This is a genomic window from Vibrio sp. D173a (genome assembly GCF_030248475.1).
In genome coordinates, this window is sequence record NZ_JAHGAH010000056.1 from 1 (window position 1) to 18037 (window position 18037).

Annotated in this window: 19 protein-coding genes and 1 pseudogene; 9 read left to right on the forward strand and 11 right to left on the reverse strand. The window is 46.4% G+C overall.

Going from position 1 to position 18037, the window contains the following annotated elements:
* A pseudogene (locus KIV40_RS06565) lies at window positions 1–195 on the forward strand (DNA polymerase IV); the annotation flags it as partial.
* Here KIV40_RS06565 and KIV40_RS06570 read toward each other — a convergent pair.
* A complete protein-coding gene (locus KIV40_RS06570; RefSeq protein ID WP_285348366.1) occupies window positions 192–2117 on the reverse strand; it encodes a RecQ family ATP-dependent DNA helicase in 1926 nt (641 codons plus the stop codon). The pseudogene KIV40_RS06565 and the gene KIV40_RS06570 sit on opposite strands and share 4 nt — an antisense overlap.
* Window positions 2118–2193: 76 nt before the next feature.
* On the opposite strand from KIV40_RS06570, the gene KIV40_RS06575 reads away from it, so the two are divergent.
* A complete protein-coding gene (locus KIV40_RS06575; RefSeq protein WP_012128713.1) occupies window positions 2194–2673 on the forward strand; it encodes a GreA/GreB family elongation factor in 480 nt (159 codons plus the stop codon).
* A gap of 60 nt (window positions 2674–2733) precedes the next feature.
* Window positions 2734–3477 (forward strand): YggN family protein, encoded by a 744-nt coding sequence (locus KIV40_RS06580; RefSeq protein ID WP_285348367.1) that lies wholly within the window; start codon window positions 2734–2736, stop codon window positions 3475–3477.
* A gap of 76 nt (window positions 3478–3553) precedes the next feature.
* Here KIV40_RS06580 and KIV40_RS06585 read toward each other — a convergent pair whose 3' ends face one another.
* Window positions 3554–6094, reverse strand: a complete 2541-nt coding sequence (locus KIV40_RS06585; protein ID WP_285348369.1) for an Ig-like domain-containing protein — start codon at window positions 6092–6094, stop codon at window positions 3554–3556.
* A gap of 402 nt (window positions 6095–6496) precedes the next feature.
* Between KIV40_RS06585 and KIV40_RS06590 the strand changes: the two genes are divergently transcribed.
* Window positions 6497–7861 (forward strand): sodium-dependent transporter, encoded by a 1365-nt coding sequence (locus KIV40_RS06590; RefSeq protein ID WP_285348370.1) that lies wholly within the window; start codon window positions 6497–6499, stop codon window positions 7859–7861.
* A gap of 93 nt (window positions 7862–7954) precedes the next feature.
* Here KIV40_RS06590 and KIV40_RS06595 read toward each other — a convergent pair whose 3' ends face one another.
* The 5 genes from KIV40_RS06595 to tsaA all read right to left on the reverse strand — a co-directional run bounded on the left by KIV40_RS06595 (window position 7955) and on the right by tsaA (window position 11828).
* Entirely contained in the window at window positions 7955–8146 is a 192-nt protein-coding gene (locus KIV40_RS06595) for a DUF4250 domain-containing protein (protein ID WP_009707436.1), read from the reverse strand.
* The gene (locus KIV40_RS06600; RefSeq protein ID WP_005529380.1) at window positions 8146–8352 is read right to left on the reverse strand and encodes a YaeP family protein; all 207 of its coding nucleotides are present in this window, start codon (window positions 8350–8352) and stop codon (window positions 8146–8148) included. The genes KIV40_RS06595 and KIV40_RS06600 overlap by 1 nt, the downstream gene beginning before the upstream one ends.
* A 113-nt stretch (window positions 8353–8465) precedes the next feature.
* Complete coding sequence (locus KIV40_RS06605) at window positions 8466–9134, reverse strand: tellurite resistance TerB family protein (protein WP_012128709.1); 669 nt, start codon at window positions 9132–9134, stop codon at window positions 8466–8468.
* 171 nt (window positions 9135–9305) lie between these two features.
* Window positions 9306–11021 (reverse strand): proline--tRNA ligase, encoded by a 1716-nt coding sequence (locus KIV40_RS06610; RefSeq protein ID WP_285348372.1) that lies wholly within the window; start codon window positions 11019–11021, stop codon window positions 9306–9308.
* Window positions 11022–11132: 111 nt separating this feature from the next.
* On the reverse strand, window positions 11133–11828 hold the full coding sequence (tsaA, locus tag KIV40_RS06615) for a tRNA (N6-threonylcarbamoyladenosine(37)-N6)-methyltransferase TrmO (protein ID WP_285348373.1): 696 nt from the start codon (window positions 11826–11828) through the stop codon (window positions 11133–11135).
* 122 nt (window positions 11829–11950) lie between these two features.
* Here tsaA and KIV40_RS06620 point away from each other — a divergent pair, with 122 nt between their 5' ends.
* From KIV40_RS06620 to KIV40_RS06630, 3 genes are all read left to right on the forward strand, one after another.
* Complete coding sequence (locus tag KIV40_RS06620; RefSeq protein ID WP_010650001.1) at window positions 11951–12211, forward strand: type B 50S ribosomal protein L31; 261 nt, start codon at window positions 11951–11953, stop codon at window positions 12209–12211.
* Window positions 12212–12214: 3 nt separating this feature from the next.
* Entirely contained in the window at window positions 12215–12340 is a 126-nt protein-coding gene (ykgO, locus tag KIV40_RS06625; RefSeq protein WP_005380299.1) for a type B 50S ribosomal protein L36, read from the forward strand.
* Between the two features lie 228 nt (window positions 12341–12568).
* On the forward strand, window positions 12569–14155 hold the full coding sequence (locus KIV40_RS06630; protein ID WP_010449785.1) for an AbgT family transporter: 1587 nt from the start codon (window positions 12569–12571) through the stop codon (window positions 14153–14155).
* Between the two features lie 102 nt (window positions 14156–14257).
* Here the strand turns inward: KIV40_RS06630 and KIV40_RS06635 are convergent, their stop codons facing one another.
* Both KIV40_RS06635 and KIV40_RS06640 read right to left on the reverse strand, forming a co-directional pair.
* A complete protein-coding gene (locus tag KIV40_RS06635; protein WP_005436748.1) occupies window positions 14258–14701 on the reverse strand; it encodes a YaiI/YqxD family protein in 444 nt (147 codons plus the stop codon).
* Window positions 14698–14991, reverse strand: a complete 294-nt coding sequence (locus KIV40_RS06640) for a hypothetical protein (RefSeq protein WP_012128704.1) — start codon at window positions 14989–14991, stop codon at window positions 14698–14700. Before KIV40_RS06640 ends, KIV40_RS06635 begins: the two co-directional genes overlap by 4 nt.
* Before the next feature lie 857 nt (window positions 14992–15848).
* Between KIV40_RS06640 and KIV40_RS06645 the strand changes: the two genes are divergently transcribed.
* Complete coding sequence (locus KIV40_RS06645; RefSeq protein WP_012128703.1) at window positions 15849–16334, forward strand: GNAT family N-acetyltransferase; 486 nt, start codon at window positions 15849–15851, stop codon at window positions 16332–16334.
* Here the strand turns inward: KIV40_RS06645 and KIV40_RS06650 are convergent.
* Together KIV40_RS06650 and KIV40_RS06655 are read right to left on the reverse strand one after the other, a co-directional pair.
* A complete protein-coding gene (locus KIV40_RS06650) occupies window positions 16294–16593 on the reverse strand; it encodes a DUF3301 domain-containing protein (protein ID WP_021018008.1) in 300 nt (99 codons plus the stop codon). The genes KIV40_RS06645 and KIV40_RS06650 overlap by 41 nt on opposite strands.
* Before the next feature lie 13 nt (window positions 16594–16606).
* Window positions 16607–17644, reverse strand: coding sequence for a DUF3549 family protein (locus tag KIV40_RS06655; RefSeq protein ID WP_012128702.1), 1038 nt, complete (start codon window positions 17642–17644; stop codon window positions 16607–16609).
* Window positions 17645–17720: 76 nt separating this feature from the next.
* Between KIV40_RS06655 and KIV40_RS06660 the strand changes: the two genes are divergently transcribed.
* Window positions 17721–18035 carry a YqcC family protein gene (locus KIV40_RS06660; RefSeq protein ID WP_041853474.1) on the forward strand — a complete coding sequence of 105 codons (315 nt, stop codon included), beginning with the start codon at window positions 17721–17723 and terminating at the stop codon, window positions 18033–18035.
* Window positions 18036–18037 lie beyond the last annotated feature (2 nt).

The window sequence follows — 18037 nt, forward strand, 5'->3', positions numbered from 1 at the left end:
CAGGGTATCAAGCTCAAGTTTGCTGATTTTCAACTCACAACGATTGAGCACATTCACCCTCAGCTGGAGCTTGAAGATTTCAAAGTGCTGCTGAGAGATATTCTTAAGCGCCAAAACGGCCGAGAAATAAGGCTGTTAGGCTTGAGTGTGATGCTCAAGCCTGAACAACAAGCACGCCAATTGAGCTTCTTTTAAGCTCGTGCTAACTCAACCTGCTTTAGAACCTGTTCAAAAGAGACATTCGCCATCGAGCCATAGCCTCGCAGTTTGCTAGCTTTAAGCTGAGCAATGATTGGCGTGCTGATCCCACACAGGAAGCGAGCTACGGCGGCATTGCTAATCGCCGTTGGTGAAAGCTGAACAAACTCATCAACCCAAGCGGATAGGTGAGTCAACTCAGGTTGCTCTTGTTGTGGCTGAGGGAACGATGCGATTTGTCCACGACATACTGAGCAGTGACCACATTGCGTCGGTGCATTGTGATCAGCAAAGTAATGCGCTAATTGATGGCTCAAGCAGCCCGATGATTGGAACAGATCCAACATAGTATGAATTCGTTCAATGTCTTTTTGTTCTTTGGATTGGAACAGCTCAACCAAATGCTGAGAAATCACTTCTTGATTTTGAGTCGCAGGGAGAACCGAATACACATCCGTGAGTTGCTTGCTTTCTAATTCAATCCAACCGTTTTGGTGGAAGTAATCAAGCGCCGCAACCACGCGGCTACGCTCAGATTGATAGTTCATCCACAAGGCTTCTAAATCCACTTGGCACCAAACTTTCGCTTTGGTTGAACAAGCAAAAATAGCTTCAACAAACTGACGTCGTTCGCCTTGGAACTGATTGAGGATGAAAGACTGGTCTTGTAAGAACTTGAAGCGATATTCCGCGAAATAGCTGTATTTGGCTTCAATCACTTTTGCCAGCTCTAAGTAAACCAATAAGGTCTTCAGTGGCAGTTGGCGAATATTGCTGTCGCGAGATAAGCGCAGCGCCATCACTTCCCACTGAGGTGTGTTCTCGCGAATTTGTTCTAATACATAATTGATTGAGCTTGGCTCTGGTGTGTCACCGTAAACAAAGTTCTCTAATACTGTTAAGCCAGAGGTGTTCCCCAAAAGAATACACTCCGAACGTTGCCCATCTCGTCCAGCGCGCCCGATTTCTTGTGCGTAGTTTTCGATAGATTTCGGTAAATCAAAGTGAATAACACGACGAATGTCGGATTTATCTACTCCCATACCAAACGCGATTGTGGCGACAATACAGTCGATTTGCGAGTCCATAAACTGCTGTTGGATTTTCTCTCGAATATCGTTCCTCATACCCGCATGATAACCGTGAGCATTGATGCCTAAACGAATTAATGAGCTGGCTACTTGCTCCGAGGTTTGCTGCTGAGTTACGTACACGATACTCGGCAGTTTAGGGGCCGCAGCAATGATGTCATTCAGCTGTGTTTGCTTATTTTCTTCCTCGCAAGGCACCACCGAGATATCGAGATTAGAGCGATAGAAACCGGTAACGGTAACGTTCTCGCTAGCGATATCAAACTTACTTTGCATGTCCTCGATAACTGCTGGCGTAGCGGTAGCGGTCAGCAAGAGGGTTTGAGGGATATTCAGTTCACGCTGGTATTGCGGCAGTTTAAGGTAGTCTGGACGGAAGTTATGACCCCACTCCGAGATACAGTGCGCTTCATCAACCACCATGAGAGAAAGTGGGATTTGACGAATGAACTCGCGAAAACGTTCGTTTTTGAGTCGCTCTACCGAGATCATCAAAATCTTGATATGTCCATTCTTTACGCCAGCCATCACCTGCTGTGTTTCTTCACGGCTTTGGCTGCTGTCGATAGACGCCGCAGCAATGCCTCTGCTTTGTAAAAAGCTAAGTTGGTCTTTCATCAACGCAAGAAGCGGTGAAATCACCAATGTCAGATGTGGTAACTGGGTAGCAGGAAGTTGGTAGCAAAGCGATTTCCCTGAGCCAGTTGGGAAGATGGCTGCGGCTGAGTGTCCGTTCATTACTGCTTCAATCACCGGCTGTTGGCCGGATCTTAATGAGTCAAACCCGAACACGGATTGAAGCGTTTGCTGAAGCGAGTCACTTTGCATAATAGGGAAACCTTGGTTTGATGATAAACTGGGTTACATTAACACACCCTGAGTGCCTAACGCGCGTCCTAAAAGTATGAACAAAGCCGATTTAGTCCAAATAATCATTCAACAACTCGAAGACAAACTGCACGTTGCTCACGCCTCGACGCAAAGAGCCATTGATGCTGCGACGGATGAAGAGACCGTACCTGAGCACAAGTACGACACATTAGCACTTGAGGCATCGTATCTGGCACACGGGCAAGCAATGCGTGTACAAGAGAGTGAAGAAGAGCTTCGCCAGTACCGCACTCTTGTGTTGCGTGATTTTGTTGATGCACGTATCGCGGTTGGTGCTTATGTGGAATTAGTCGACGAAAATGATGTTGAAAAAGCCTTCTTTATTGGCCCTTGCTCCGGTGGACTGACCGTTGAATGGCAAGGCAAAGAAGTGTTTGTTCTCACGCCGAAATCCCCCCTTGGTTGTGCTTTGGTCGGCAAAGAAGAAGGGGAAGACATCGATGTGAAAATTGGCGATAAAACAACTTGTTATGAAGTCGTGACGGTTTGCTGACATCTTATCCATAGTTGCTTGTTATAGTTAAACAGAATAACCATGAAAAAAGAGAAAGTAATGAAGAAACTGCTCACACTCTCATTGTTGACCATCAGCGCCAGTGGCTATGCAGCCCAGTGTCGCGTCGATATTAACAACGAAGTTCGTATGGATGGTCAGAACTTAGAAATCGTGCATACCAATGGTGAAAAAGCGGTCGTCGACGAAGACAATAACCTGTTTATAAAAGGCGAGCTGATCGAGCTTGATGATGATCAGAAAGCGGCAATCGAGAATTACCGCGAGAAGATGAATGCTTACATTCCGCAAGCAAAACAGTTGGCAAGTGATGGCTTAGCATTGGCAAACGACATTATAGGTGACATCGCGGTTAGCCTTGATGCACCAGATTCATTTGATAACGTGAAAGTCGCAGTAAAAGACTTCTTTGCTGATGTAGAAGCCCGTTACTACAAAGACGGTGATTTTATTCTACCTGCTGATAGCTTTGATTCGATGACTGAATCATGGTCACAAGACTTCGAAAAAGCACAAGAAATCTTTAACAAAGAATTCCTAACCAGCGCGTTTGATGCGTTGTCTGCCAAGATGAAAGAAGACGGCGGCTTGAACTTAACCGCACTGTCTGAAAGCATGACCGAACTGCAAGCTAAGGTTCAAGAACGCTTAGCGGAACACTCGGAAGACGTAGAAAAACAAGCGGAAGACTTGTGTGAATCTCTGGATGATATGGCGGTTGAAGAACAAGATCTGCTGAAAAAGATCCCCGAGCTAAAAGATTACCAAGTCTTCACCATTTAATTTGTGAAGCACAAACAACAAAGAGCGCCTATCAAGGCGCTCTTTTTACTTCGGTGCTATTCACAATCTACGCGGATTATTGCGCATTCATCTGAATCAATTTGTCACCCACTGGCTTCGAGAAGTTAAAGCCATCATGTTCATCCCAGTTGATTGACCATGTCATCACACCTGCGTAATTCGGGTAGTTGAATGCTGGTTTCACTGTGCCACATGAGGTGCCTTTGATCAGACAGTCTAGCGCGTCTAGAATGTTCTGAGTTGGAGCCTGGCCTGAGTTAGCGGAGCTCGGACCGGATGGCAAACCAATCGCCACTTGGTCATCACGCAGTGGTTCAAACATGGTGCCGTCTGCCAATTCAAAACCCTCAATCAGCATCTTAGACTGTGCCACCATCATATCCACAGACCCTTCTGGAGCCGAGCCAGGCATGTATGGGTTTGGCAGGCCGCCGTTGTTGTATAGCTGAACGTGTAGAAGGTCGAGTGTACTGCGTGTTTCGTTAATCACAGGAATATACGCTCCCCAAATACCGCTATAAGCAATGTAGCCACCTTGTACGTAAGGGTGCTCTGGCGCCATGGTGAGATACATATCGCCGCCCATGTTCTGCTCGATTTGCAGCAGAGCACCACCTAAACGTGCTTGGATTTGCGAACCATGGAGCAGGTTAGAGCCACTTTCTAGATCCACATCCAAACCATCGAAGCCCCATTCGGCAATCAATGCGGTTAGGCTCGACACGAAGTTTGCTTCATCTTGGTCTGTGTTGAGCGTGATTGTGCCTTCTGCGCCACCAAGAGACAGAACGAACTTCTTACCTTTAGCTTGCAGTGCGGCCATGTCTTGCTTGAATTGAGTTGGGTCTAGCGCAGGACAATCACTGTAGATATCTCCAGAGTACAAGTTGAAATGCACGGTACCATCGCTGTTGCGGTCGTTTTCGGCAAAGGCAATATCAATCACATCCCATGCATCAGACATGTCAGCGAGGCGAATTGGGCAGCCCGCACCGTTCACAAAGTTGTGCCAGTATCCAATCAGCTTGTGGCGTTTTTCTGTTTGCTCAACCACGGTAATCGAAGCGGCATCAGAAAGCGCTGTTGTGCCTGCAAGATCAGTGGCTTGAGCGCTTACCGTAAAGCTACCAATCGCGGCAGGTGTCCAGTTCGCTGAGTAAGGTGCGGTTGTGTCGGTTGCGACAATTGCACCGTTCACCATAAAGTCTACGTGTTTCACGCCAGAGGTTAGTGAAGTTGCATCTGCGCTTAGAACGAGATTCTTACCTAAACCGACGGTTTGTCCTGCACTCGGTGACGTCAATGAAATCACCAAATCTTGGTCACTCACCGTCACGTTTACGACAGACTCGGACGTATTGTTATCGTTGTCTGTGGCAACGGCTTTTAGTTGATTCGCGCCAACTAACGTTGCATTCCATAGAACGGAATATGGTGCTTGAGCAACTACACCTAAACTGGTGCCATTGGCGAAGAACTCTACTTGAGTCACACTACCGTCTGCATCACTGGCATCCGCCGAGACTTCAACGCTGTCACCTGCGAGCAAGACTTGTCCTTCGCTTGGTGCGGTGATAGCAACTTGAGGCGGTGTCGAACAGGCACCTAGCCCAGTCCACGCATCTTGCCAGTACAAACCTTCACCCGGCTCATAAGCCCAGGCTGCATCGGAAGAACACCAACCTGCAACATCACAGCGGTATTTTTGGTTGAGATTAGAAACGAGTGCGCCTGCTTCATAGCGGTTACCAGCTACATAAGGCACTGCATCTGCACAGCCTCCAGAGCTTGAATCGTTGACGACGAGAGAGACTTCTTGGCTCATGGTCGATAGATTCGAATCGTCGGTCGCCTGTGCTTTAAAGGTGTGAGTTCCAACTGCTGCAGTCCAGATGTATTCATATGGAGCTGAAGTATCGACGGCAACGGACTGGTTGTTTACGAAAAACTCAACTTGCGTGACTAAGCCATCGCTGTCTGCTGCATCGGCTGTTACCGCGATGATGTCACCCACATTTGGTGTTTCTGTACCCGTAGGGCTCGTGAGAGATACGGTTGGAGGTGGTAATTCGGTTTGCGGCTGAACGAAGATAGACACGTTGGTTGTGGTGATCGCACCTTCATTGTCGGTGGCGATAGCTGTTAACTGAGAGACACCTTCTACCGCTGTCCATTCCGCTTGGAAAGGGGATTGGGTAACAACAGCAACGGTCTGGTTACCAGCAAGGAATTCTACTTGAGCGACCTGACCATCTTCGTCAGCTGCGTTCGCCAATAAAGTGATCACGCTGCCTTCTGGAATTTGCGCATTATCTGCAGGAGAAGAGAAGGACACCGTCGGAGGTAGGTTTGTACCACTACCATCACATTGTCCAAGGCCTTTCCATGCTTCCCATGGCCCCGAGTTATTGACCGGATCATTGCCTTGCGTCCAATAAGCTGCCTCATACGCAGCGCCTTTAGTTTGTACTTGATCGCCAGAATTATAAACGGTGGAACTATCCCAGACCGATAAATCTTGGAAATTGTAGGCTTGAGCTTGGTAGCTGACACTGAGTGCTGCAACGACCGCACCATGCAGTAGCGTGACCTTCATTTTTCTCTCCTTGAGTTACTCGATGTTCGAAAGAACATGAACAAATACATCCCCAAGTATCATCAAGATGACTTGGGTATAGTTAGATAACTAGTTGATAAATAGACCTGATGAGGAAAAATCGAAGCAATTTGTTTTACTTTTCAACACGAAATCACGCTGAACTATTCGTGCTTTACAACGCGGCTCATTATTTTTCGGCTCACTTCACGCTGATTTATAAATCCATCAAAAGGGGCGAATGGGAGACTTGGTGAATATGAGATGTACGTGGAAATTTACAAACTGAATGTCTGCTAATTGATCTGATTGTCGAGTAATTAACCTAATCACTCTTGTTGAGTAGAAGATATTGCTATAGTGTACTAGTCAGCTAGTTCATTGATATTTTGTGTGAGTGGTATGACACAACAAACTTCTTCTCAGCCTCGTGAGCATTTCGGCTCACGCCTAGGATTCATTTTAGCGGCAGCAGGTGCTGCAGTGGGTCTAGGTAATATTTGGGGCTTTCCTACCCAAGCAGCAAGTAACGGCGGTGGCGCCTTCTTGTTGGTGTACTTGGTGATGATTCTTATCGTTGCATTCCCAATGCTGGTGGTTGAAATGGCGATCGGTCGTCATGGTCAAGCAAACCCAGTAGACAGTATGCGTTCTTTAACAGACAACCCTGTGGGCAAGAAGCTTGGCGGCCTAGTTGGTTGGATTGGCCTGAGTGTACCAAGTGCGGTTTTGGCGTTTTACTCGATTGTAGGCGGCTGGTTGATCTGCTTTATGTTGGGCGCAGTTACCGACATCATGGGCATGGAAGCGGCGACACAATGGTTGAAAGGCTTCAGCGTTGAACGCAACTTGTTTGGTACGATTACATTTTATGTATTAACCATTTTGATCGTACAAGGCGGCGTGAAACAGGGTATTGAGAAGTGGTCTAGACGTCTAATGCCAGCACTGTTTGTTCTGTTCGGTTTGCTGTTCATCTACATCATGACGCAAAACGGTGCGATGGAAGGTTTGAAGCACTACCTAGTGCCTGATTTCGAGAAAGTATGGGATCGCAAACTTATCCTTGCCGCGATGGGTCAAGGCTTCTTCTCACTGACCATCGGTGGCTGTTCGATGCTTATTTATGGCTCTTACCTAAGTAAGAAAGAGAACTTGCCTAAGATGGCGATGAACGTGACCATGGTAGACACTGCCGTTGCCTTTATTGCAGGCCTAGTAGTGATGCCGGCAATGTTCGTTGCGATGCAAAAAGGCGTTCAAATCTATGCAGAAGATGGCTCGCTACTAAGTTCAGATACGCTGGTATTTACAGTTCTACCGCTGATGTTTGATAGCTTAGGTCTGCTTGGACAACTGTTCTCAATCGTGTTCTTCTTACTACTGACGATTGCAGCATTGACGTCTTCTATCTCGATGCTTGAATGTCCGGTTGCTCTAGTAAGTGAACGATTCAATACTAAACGCAGCACGACAAGCTGGGTATTGGGTGGCCTGATTGCGCTGTTCAGTGTCGTTATCGTATTTAACTTCGGTGCACTGTTTGGCATGGTTGCAACCATCGCAACGCAATACCTACAGCCTATGGCGGCGCTATTGTTCTGTCTATTTGGTGGTTGGGTATGGAATCGTCACTCGAAAATCAAAGAGCTTGAACAAGGTTGTCCGGAGTTCACTCAAGGTTGGTTCGGTAAGTTGTGGCCAGCATACGTGAAGTTCGTTTGTCCGATTCTGGTCGCGACAGTCATCTGGGCTTCATTTGGCTAATCGGCTTGCGTAAAGCACAAAAGAAAAGGGCTTGATGAATGCATCAAGCCCTTTTTTCTATTCGTTGTTTACGTTGTCCGTCGCGATGAGCGATTAACGGAACTGACCAGCTTCAGGCAGAAAGTCAAAGCCCGCCGTCGCCAGTTTTGCTTCAAGTGCTGCGCGGTCGATATCAAAGAATGCAACCAGCTTATCCAGATCACCACCGAAGTCGTCACGCAGCTTCATGTTGACGATGCTCATCAGCATGATTGGATCCATGGATTCGAAGTTCGCTAGATTCATTACTTATCCTCGAAATCAGAAATCAGTAGGTTTGCCGCAGCAAATGCGGCTTTTTCACGAACGTCTTTTGGCAGAGACTCGTCTGCTGCAACGTCATTCAATGCTCTTACTGCACATGAGATTGCTTGAGGTACGTAAGCTTGGTCGCCACTACCGATTTGAGCGTATAGCTCACGAACTAATTCACAACAGCCGTATACTTGCATGGCTAAATCCTTAAGAAATGATAACTGCTCTCAAATATACACACAGCCGTTTTGAAACTCAAAGCAGAGAATTGTTTTGGCTCAAGTTAACGAGCAACTTGAGCAAACATTCATCACTGCAATTGGGCTTCCAATTGATGTGTGACTTCTGGAGAAAGATTGAGCTGCTTTGCAAGCTCCTGCAAATACGCTTTCTCCATAAAGTTTTGCTCATCGGCCACAATCAGCGACGCCAGATAAATTTCTGATGCTTGTTGTGGCGACGTTGCTAAGCGGGCTATTTCTGCTGGATCGAGAGGTTTATGCAGCTCTTGATGAACCAACTGTCTTACATGAACATCTGCGCCCATTTCTGTCAGTGCCTGCTCGATGCGAGCCATTTCCTCTTCATCGACATGGCCATCGGCTTTCGCTGCACCAATCATGGCTTTAAGGATCAGCTTTGCATGTTTGTTGTCATCTGGGTCAAAGGTTTCGCTAACGCCTTGTGTATCCTGTTTTGATTGCCAATCGTTGTAGACTTTGTAAGCCAGAGCACCTAGTGCCGCTGCGCCACCGACTTTAAGCGCGCCAGAGCCCATCTTCTTCGCCATCTTTTTACTTTTCTTCGAGCCCATCAGCATGCCGATAAGGCCGCCGCCGATCGCACCTGCGCCAAGGGTTTTTAGTTGGCTAGAGTTAGATGAAGATTTGATATTGCTCGATTGTTTACCAAGCGCATCGGCACCTTGCTTGATCAGGTCTGATTTGAGAGCTTGGTTAAGAAGACTTTTTAGATCCATGAGTGACCTCCTTACTAGATTAAATCCAGTGTAAGATGATGAATCTGAACCAAAGATTAACAACGCAAATATTAGAGAGGGTCTACACACTTAGAAAAGCAGACGTAAAAAAGGGCTGACCGAAGCCAACCCTTTTCATCGCTATATTCAGCACAGTGTGCTTAGTGCAGCTTATTGTAGCTGAGCTTTAACGTGCTCAACGATGTCTGCCATCGCAACGGCTGTCTTCTCACCAGAGCGGCGGTTCTTGTACTCGAAGTTACCTTCTTTCATTGAACGATCACCGATCACGATAGTGTGAGGAATACCGATAAGTTCCATATCAGAGAACATTACGCCTGGGCGCTCTTTACGGTCATCGAATAGTACTTCGATACCCATAGCCGTCAGTTCAGCGTACAGCTTCTCAGCCGCTTCTTTCACTTCTTCAGACTTGTGCATGTTCATAGGAACGATAGCCACTTGGAAAGGCGCTAGTGCGTCTGGCCAGATGATGCCGTATTTGTCGTGGTTCTGCTCGATTGCAGAAGCAACAACACGTGAAACACCGATACCGTAACAACCCATTTCTAGGATTACGTTTTTACCGTCAGGACCAAGAACACCACAGTTCATCGCTTCTGAGTAAACGTTACCTAGTTGGAAGATGTGACCAACTTCGATACCACGCTTAAGCATTAGCGTACCTTGACCACATGGGCTTGGATCGCCTTCAACTACGTTACGTAGATCTTCAACTTGGCCTAGTTCAACGTCACGACCCCAGTTAATACCGAAGTAGTGTTTGTCATCAATGTTAGCGCCTGCGCCGAAGTCGCTCATTACAGCAACAGAGCGGTCAACGATGAATGGCAGTTCAAGGCCTACAGGGCCAAGAGAGCCAGCGCCAGCACCGATAAGTACACGCATTTCCTCTTCTGTTGCCATCTCTAGTGGAGAAGCAACTTGAGGTAGGTTTTCTGCTTTCACTTCGTTTAGCTCGTGGTCACCACGAACGATAAGAGCAATGATGTCAGCATCTACTTCATCAGACGCTTTCACGAATAGAGTTTTTACTGTCTTCTCGATTGCTAGACCGTGCTGTTCAACAAGCTCGGCGATTGTTTTCGCGTTTGGCGTATCAACCAGTGTCATCTCTTGAGTTGGCTCAGCACGCTCACCTGCTGGCGCTGCTGCTTCTGCTTTTTCGATGTTCGCTGCGTAATCAGACTCAGTAGAGAATGCGATTAGGTCTTCGCCGCTTTCAGCAAGTACGTGGAACTCTTGAGAGCCGCTACCACCGATAGCGCCAGAGTCAGCAAGTACTGGACGGTACTCAAGACCCATGCGATCGAATGCTTTACAGTAAGCATCGTGCATCGCTTGGTAAGATTTCTCTAGACCTTCTTTGTCGATGTCGAAGCTGTATGCATCCATCATGCAGAATTCACGTGCACGCATTACACCGAAACGTGGGCGACGCTCATCACGGAATTTAGTCTGGATTTGGTACAGGTTTAGCGGAAGCTGTTTGTAAGAGCTCACTTCGTTACGCACAAGGCTAGTGATCACTTCTTCAGCTGTAGGGCTAAGAACAAACGGACGAGTATGACGGTCAGTAAAGCGAAGTAGCTCAGGACCCATCTTCTCAGAACGACCTGTCTCTTCCCATAGTTCAAACGGCTGAACAACGGGCATCAAAGTTTCGACTGCACCTGCATTGTCGATTTCTTGACGAACGATGTTTTCGACTTTACGCAGCACACGTAGACCAGTAGGCAGCCAGGTGTATAGACCTGAAGCCAGCTTACGGATCATACCCGCGCGTAGCATGAGCTGGTGGCTCACTACTTCTGCGTCGTTTGGAGTCTCCTTCAGAGTAGAAAGAAGATAATTACTGGTACGCATTAAATTTATCCGTTTATTAAAGTTAGATACTCAAGCCAGAATGGACAGGAGTATGGAGGTCCCACGAAGGGAAAATTGTTAGCCGCTTATAATATCAGCCAAATGCCTTTGTCAAAAGCTTTCAATCGCAGTAACTGTTATTAAGTTATCGCTTACTGTGAACTTGACGTTCAGATCGAACAAATTTACCGCATATTCCTTACTATCAGGCTTGTTCTTCTTGTAAGCCGGACGGGGATCTTGCGCCAGAACTTGTTCGATTACCGCTTTAACATACTCAGTATCGCTACGCTTTTTGAGTGTTGCCAGTGCAATATCAGAGAAGTCTACCTGCGAAGTTTCAGGCTCGTCTTCGGCATAACTACCTTGCGCTTCTACAATTGAATCCGAGTAGGGGATATATGGTTTGATATCGACAATCGGCGTGCCATCGACCAAGTCTACGTTACCCAGCTCCAAATAGATCTGATCGCCTTTCTTGCTGATGCCTTTGACCTCTACTGCGGAAATGCCGATACCGTTGGGTCTGAAGGTAGAACGTGAAGCAAATACGCCAATACGTTCATTGCCGCCCAGGCGGGGTGGGCGCACGGTTGGCTTCCATCCCGCTTCTAAGTTCTGATCAAACAAAAACAGTAACCACACATGAGAAAACTGCTCCAATCCGCGCACGGCTTCAGGGCTATTTGCTGCGCCTTGAAGTTTGACGCGAGATCGCGCTGCGGGCACTAAACGTGGCTGGCGAGGAACAGCGAACTTCTCTTTATACGGGCTTTCAATAATGCCAATTGGCTCTATGGAATACATGGTTTGTGTCTTGATGAAAGGTTTGAGAAGAAAAGTATCACAAATTTCGCTTGCTTTTCTTTTTGAGAATGATTATTAATTATAATGTTATAACATAACAATTAATCGAAAGGACAATTTTTATGAAGCCAGGTATCCACCCCGAATACCGACCTGTGGTATTTCACGACACCAGCGTAGATGAATATTTTGTGGTTGGCTCAACGCTGCAAACTGATCGCACTATCGAGTGGAAAGACGGAAAAACCTACCCGTACTTCACTTTAGACGTTTCGTCTGAGTCCCATCCGTTTTACACAGGTAAGCAACGTGTCGTTCAAGCAGAAGGCCGGATCGCGAACTTTAATCGCCGTTTTGGGCAATTTAGCAAAGATAAGGATTAAGACATGAAAGTGGTTAAATCATTGAAGAGCGCAAAAAGCCGTCACCCAGATTGCCAAATCGTTAAGCGAAGAGGGCGTTTGTACGTTATCTGCAAGACAAACCCGCGTTTTAAGGCCGTTCAGAAATAACCTTAAACATCGCAAGAATTTATGGAATATAGTTACCTATAATTCTGATTTATGATCTATATGTGGGTGATATAACTATATATTTATCGATTATAGGTCATAAGTTCGACTGTTGTTTACATTCTGTAACGTTTTGAACTTTCACTTAACCCTTGTGTCGAGTACCCTGCGCATGCTTAGTGACATTTTTGTTACATATGCGCAGGAATACATACAAGGAGGGAACAGATGAGTTCATCTGCTTCAATGAAACAAAACTCGCCAAAGAAGCCAATGTTCACGCGCTTCTTAGATACAGTTGAATATTTGGGGAACCTATTACCCCACCCAATCACACTTTTCGCTATTTTCTGTCTTGCAATCCTAGTCATGTCCGGCATTGCTGGTTACTTCGAAGTTTCCGTTGTTGACCCTCGCCCTGAAGGTGCACCTGGTCGCGCTGCCGACGGCATGATTCAAGTCGTTAGCCTGTTAAACGCTGAAGGCTTACAACTGATTGTTACTAACCTAGTGAAAAACTTCGTAGGCTTCGCACCGTTAGGTACTGTACTGGTTGCGATGCTTGGTGTTGCCATTGCAGAACATTCTGGACTACTTTCTGCTGCAATGCGTGGCCTAGTAATGGGCGCTTCTCAGCGCATGGTTACGGTAACGGTAGTTTTCGCTGGTATCATTTCAAACACGGCTTCTGAGCTTGGCTATGTGGTGTTGATCCCACTGGCGGCAATGCTGTTCCACTCTCTAGGTCGTCACCCACTTGCTGGTCTAGCAGCGGCGTTTGCTGGTGTATCTGGTGGTTACTCTGCAAACCTACTGATTGGTACGGTTGACCCACTGCTTTCAGGTATCACTGAAACAGCTGCACAGATGATTGACCCAACTTACACAGTAGGCCCAGAAGTAAACTGGTACTTCATGTTTGTTTCTACTTTCTTCATCGCGATTACCGGTGCATTTGTTACTGAGAAGATCGTTGAGCCAAAACTTGGCAAATACAATGATGAAGAAGCGGCAGAAGACCTATCTCAAGATAAGATGGGTGGTCTGACTGACGTAGAGAAGAAAGGTCTAAAACTAGCAGGTATTGCGGTACTGGCGGTTTCTGCGCTACTGGCTTGGACTATCGTTCCAGCTGATGGTGTTCTGCGCTCTGATGCAGGCACGGTTGCAGGCTCTCCATTCCTGAAGAGTATTGTTGCGTTCATCTTTGTTTTCTTCGCAGTACCGGGCTTTGTTTACGGTCGCGTTGTTGGCACGATGAAAAATGATCGCGATGTGATTGATGCAATGTCGAAGTCAATGTCTTCAATGGGCATGTACATTGTTTTGGTATTCTTTGCGGCTCAATTTGTTGCCTTCTTCAAGTGGACAAACTTTGGTCAAGTATTCGCGGTAGCGGGTGCAAGCTTCCTGCAAGAAATCGGTCTAACTGGTCCAATGCTGTTCTTCGCCTTCATCCTAATGTGTGGCTTCATCAACTTGATGATTGGCTCGGCATCGGCACAGTGGGCTGTGACAGCACCAATCTTCGTTCCGATGCTAATGCTTGTTGGTTACGCGCCAGAAACGATTCAGGCGGCTTACCGTATCGGTGACTCAACGACGAACATTATCACTCCGATGATGAGCTACTTCGGTCTTATCCTTGCGGTAGCAACACGCTACATGAAGAACTTAGGTATCGGTACGCTGATCGCGACCATGCTGCCTTACTCAATCGTCTTCATTGTTGGTTGGAGCGTACTGTTCTACCTATGGGTATTCGTATTTGGTTTACCAGTAGGTCCTGGTGCGGCAACGTACTACACGCCTTAATTGGCAACCTCACTCAGTTCAATCAAAGCCTGCGTCTATCGCAGGCTTTTTGTTTTATGGTCTAGCCTATTAGTCCGCTGATGTGAGAAAGGAAGGGGGTCATCAACGCTTAGCAAGAATTCTATCGAGGTGGTTAGCGAACTCTCTGCGTTCCGTTTGAGACAACGCCGCAGGCCCGCCAGTCTGAATGCCACTTGAGCGCATGGTATCCATGAAATCACGAATGTTTAAGCGCGCTTTGATGGTGTCTTTGGTATATAACTCGCCTCGCGAGCTTAGTGCTTGAGCACCTTTGCTGATCACTTCGTCTGCCAATGGAATATCAGACGTGATCACTAAGTCATTGGCTTCCACGCGACGGACGATTTCGTTATCGGCAATATCAAAGCCAGCTGGAACTTGCAGAGAGTGAATATTGGCACGCTTGGGTACAGGCACCACATGGTTCGCTACAAATGTGCATTCAACACCAGTTCGCTCAGCAGCACGTACAATCGTCTCTCTGATTACTTTCGGACAAGCATCCGCATCTACCCACAGTTTCATGATGTTTTCTCACTCAGCTTTGCTTCTAGTTCTTCTACTCGAGCAACCAACTTCGCCACAGTATTCTCCAGCGCAACAATGCGATCTTCTTCTTTCGGAGTTTGAACCGCAACCTCGACTTTAGGAATGCGGTTGGCGCTCTTCCAGCTTTTGATGGTTGTGATTAATGCTGGCATTGGCACTGGTGTTTTCATTCGAGCTTTAACGAGAGCAACGGTCGGCTCTTTACCTTGCTGTTGCAACTGTTCCATCACGGCTTCCAGCTCTTTAGTGACGTCTTGAGTTAACATAATTTGCCCCTACTAAAATGACTTATAACATCATACTTTGCGCTACACATTTTAGCGAATAGCAATTTCGGCAGTGCCTTGTGCGAGATCTCTCACACGGGTTGTGAGAGAAAACGATTTCGTCATCAGCCAAATAGAAATTTTTATATTTAAGTCTATGAAAAATATCATTTTAACATGCTGTTAACTAAGTTTTTCAGCAAAAGATTTCCTAGGGTAGATTGTGATTTAAAGGGAAAAGCGTAAATTAAACCTTGTCGGCAGGAAGCTGACATGGAACAGGAAAGCACCAAGGATTTGGTCATCGTCAGGACGACGATTTGATTATTCAGGATGAGTGATCAAGCAAGGAGCGTAGGACATTGTAAGGACACAATCATCAATAGGATGTTGATGACTAAGGAAAGACAATGGACACCTCATAGGATTGGGGTAAGGACAGCATCAGGACGATGCAAAGGACACCGCTAGGACGGCGACGTAAGGACTAAGCTGACGGAATCAGCCACTATTATGGATGATGCATGGAGCACTAACTAGTAGCCGGACTGCTGCGAGTAAGACTATGACCCCGATACGCTAGTATCGGGGTCTTTCTTATTTTGTACTTGCACAACTTACAATAATTAAAAGTGTCAGTATCACAAAGTTTATAAATTCCTCATAACACTGAATAAAAAAACAATCCAGATCAATATCCTTTCCAATCAGTTGGTTTAACTTTCGGCTTCTCAAAGGCGTTATGTGCCGCATAACAATGTCATAGCGTAACAAAACTATCGTTATTGAATTTTGCTATGTGGATAAATTAAGTTTGCTGTAATCAAGGAACAGATGTGACCATAGTAACCAGAAGAATGCTTCTTCTACCCTACAATGAGTCGTTGCAACTAGAGTTCGTGATGTTGAATTGCTGCGCTAAAAACCGCGCAGAGATGAATGGACCTCATACCGTATCTTCTGCCAAACAGTTGTTTGAGAAGATCTTGGATGATGAGAATGTCCACAGTATGGCGGTGCTTGAGAGTACAAGCCGTGATTACATGGGACACGTGTTCATTTCAAACCTAGATTATGAACCAGAGCTAGGTTTTATCTTTGATAAGGCTTATTGGGGCAAAGGGTTAGCGACAGAAGCGCTAAAGGCGTTTTTCCCGAAAGCGTGCCGTGAGCTTGGGCTGCACAAAGTCAAAGCAAGTGTGAATAGCCACCACGAAGCATCCATGGCAGTACTGGAAAAACTGGGATTTACGAAGAAAAGAGAAAGCAAGGACCCTTACGGCCCTTACTTTGAAATGGAATTCATAAGCGATGTGGCGGTAGGTGAAAGTTCAGCGGCCTAAACCCGATCATTGTCAACTCACCTTGGTAGCAATCATCACCGAGGGATGAAAACTCAAATTGATACACTGTATGCCAACGCCAGATCCCGTCTGGCGTTTTCAATTTATGCGCACCAAATGCAATGCTCACCAATTGCAGATCTAACTGCTCACATTTACGTGTAATGGCCGTTTTTGCCAACTCTGATTGACGTCGTTGCTGCCAAAACAAAAAACAGAAGAAGCACAGTCCTAAAATGGCTAATAGGTCACCGATCATCCCTAATCCTTTATTATCCTTTTGTTGCTTGCTGCAGTTTTACCAATGCCGTCGCTAGCTCTTCCGATGGGCTAGAGTGCAACAAAGGCAGCAATACCATTCTTAGCTCTGGCAGCATAACTAAATCGGCAAACAACTGATTAAATAGGGCTTGGTTCCCCGTTTGTGCGAGGCGCAGTAAAAATTGTTCAGCGATATCTGCGTCGGCTAATAAGTGCCATGTACGGCCAGCAATACCGATCAACACTTCTTGGTGGCTCAAGCGCGGGCTTTGCAAAATCGTTTTCAAGATAGGCTGTGACACTTCGATTGGTGCGCCCGCCAGAGCTCGAATCAGAGCAGAAAGTAAGAATAGGTCTGGCTCGTTACTTTCGATTTCTTGCTGCGCTTTCTCGGCAATGCGCTCTGCTAAACGTTCTTGCAGATCAACATGTTCAAGCGCACCAAGTAGAGCGTAAAGCGGTTCATTAGGTAAATGATTCAGGGCTTTACGTAAGGTGACGGCATTTTGTTCTTTGCCTAGGCGAGCAGCCATATCTGTGATGCCTTGTAGGCCTACAGTTTGCCAGTTTTCCCAACCTAAACCACCGGTAAAGTAATGCTGGGTGTGCTCGTAATATTGGCTGGTGGGTAAGTCCAAGTTAGCGCGAACTTGGCTGTGGAAGACGGCCATTTTTTCTTCCGCAGGTTTGAAAGTGTATGGGTTGTTAGAAAGCTTTTGTTGTTGCTCTTCCGACATTTCCTCACTTAAACGAGTACCCATGGCTTCTACGACGTATTTAATGAAGTTACCAATATCCGCTTGCTTGAGCAGGCCACGCTCATCCAACTCGAACTTCAAGAACCAAATCCAAGGCTGCTTTTGCTCATTCCAGTAGGCAATAGCCAAATGCGCTTTGCGTTGCATTGGGAATGGGTAAGGGCATTGACCTTTTTCCACATCCGCAAAGACTTGTGGCTCGATGGTCTTGATACGACGACCAAGGTCGAAGATTTGATACTCACACTGACTGTTGTTTAACAGCTGAGTGAGGGTTTGAATGTTTTCCATTAAATACGACATCCTAATGTTCTTTTCACAAGAAATGGTATCATTCTCGGCTAATTCAAGGTTCGAGACGGAATTAATGGCAACAAACATCCAATTGGTCGACTTACTTCAACAACTTGAAGCGCAATTGCAGCACCATGAGCTGTGGCAACAAACCATGCCCTCGGCAGAAGCGCTTCAGAGCACGGAACCTTTCGCGATTGATACGCTGCATCCTCATGAGTGGTTACAGTGGATTTTTATTGCACGTATGCGTGCGTTATTGGAAAGTAACCAACCTTTGCCACGTGGCTTTTCTATTGAGCCGTATTTCGCAGAAGCGTGGAAGCAAGAGCTGCATTATGGCGAATTGCTTGAGACTATCCGAACCATCGACGAACTATGTAAGTAACC

What these genes read in the sequence shown, in the direction of transcription:
- KIV40_RS06570 (WP_285348366.1), bottom strand. Translation starts at nt 2,117, where the DNA reads ATGCAAAGTGACTCGCTTCAGCAAACGCTTCAATCCGTGTTCGGGTTT.
- KIV40_RS06575 (WP_012128713.1), top strand. Translation starts at nt 2,194, where the DNA reads ATGAACAAAGCCGATTTAGTCCAAATAATCATTCAACAACTCGAAGAC.
- KIV40_RS06580 (WP_285348367.1), top strand. Translation starts at nt 2,734, where the DNA reads ATGAAGAAACTGCTCACACTCTCATTGTTGACCATCAGCGCCAGTGGC.
- KIV40_RS06585 (WP_285348369.1), bottom strand. Translation starts at nt 6,094, where the DNA reads ATGAAGGTCACGCTACTGCATGGTGCGGTCGTTGCAGCACTCAGTGTC.
- KIV40_RS06590 (WP_285348370.1), top strand. Translation starts at nt 6,497, where the DNA reads ATGACACAACAAACTTCTTCTCAGCCTCGTGAGCATTTCGGCTCACGC.
- KIV40_RS06595 (WP_009707436.1), bottom strand. Translation starts at nt 8,146, where the DNA reads ATGAATCTAGCGAACTTCGAATCCATGGATCCAATCATGCTGATGAGC.
- KIV40_RS06600 (WP_005529380.1), bottom strand. Translation starts at nt 8,352, where the DNA reads ATGCAAGTATACGGCTGTTGTGAATTAGTTCGTGAGCTATACGCTCAA.
- KIV40_RS06605 (WP_012128709.1), bottom strand. Translation starts at nt 9,134, where the DNA reads ATGGATCTAAAAAGTCTTCTTAACCAAGCTCTCAAATCAGACCTGATC.
- KIV40_RS06610 (WP_285348372.1), bottom strand. Translation starts at nt 11,021, where the DNA reads ATGCGTACCAGTAATTATCTTCTTTCTACTCTGAAGGAGACTCCAAAC.
- tsaA (WP_285348373.1), bottom strand. Translation starts at nt 11,828, where the DNA reads ATGTATTCCATAGAGCCAATTGGCATTATTGAAAGCCCGTATAAAGAG.
- KIV40_RS06620 (WP_010650001.1), top strand. Translation starts at nt 11,951, where the DNA reads ATGAAGCCAGGTATCCACCCCGAATACCGACCTGTGGTATTTCACGAC.
- ykgO (WP_005380299.1), top strand. Translation starts at nt 12,215, where the DNA reads ATGAAAGTGGTTAAATCATTGAAGAGCGCAAAAAGCCGTCACCCAGAT.
- KIV40_RS06630 (WP_010449785.1), top strand. Translation starts at nt 12,569, where the DNA reads ATGAGTTCATCTGCTTCAATGAAACAAAACTCGCCAAAGAAGCCAATG.
- KIV40_RS06635 (WP_005436748.1), bottom strand. Translation starts at nt 14,701, where the DNA reads ATGAAACTGTGGGTAGATGCGGATGCTTGTCCGAAAGTAATCAGAGAG.
- KIV40_RS06640 (WP_012128704.1), bottom strand. Translation starts at nt 14,991, where the DNA reads ATGTTAACTCAAGACGTCACTAAAGAGCTGGAAGCCGTGATGGAACAG.
- KIV40_RS06645 (WP_012128703.1), top strand. Translation starts at nt 15,849, where the DNA reads ATGCTTCTTCTACCCTACAATGAGTCGTTGCAACTAGAGTTCGTGATG.
- KIV40_RS06650 (WP_021018008.1), bottom strand. Translation starts at nt 16,593, where the DNA reads ATGATCGGTGACCTATTAGCCATTTTAGGACTGTGCTTCTTCTGTTTT.
- KIV40_RS06655 (WP_012128702.1), bottom strand. Translation starts at nt 17,644, where the DNA reads ATGGAAAACATTCAAACCCTCACTCAGCTGTTAAACAACAGTCAGTGT.
- KIV40_RS06660 (WP_041853474.1), top strand. Translation starts at nt 17,721, where the DNA reads ATGGCAACAAACATCCAATTGGTCGACTTACTTCAACAACTTGAAGCG.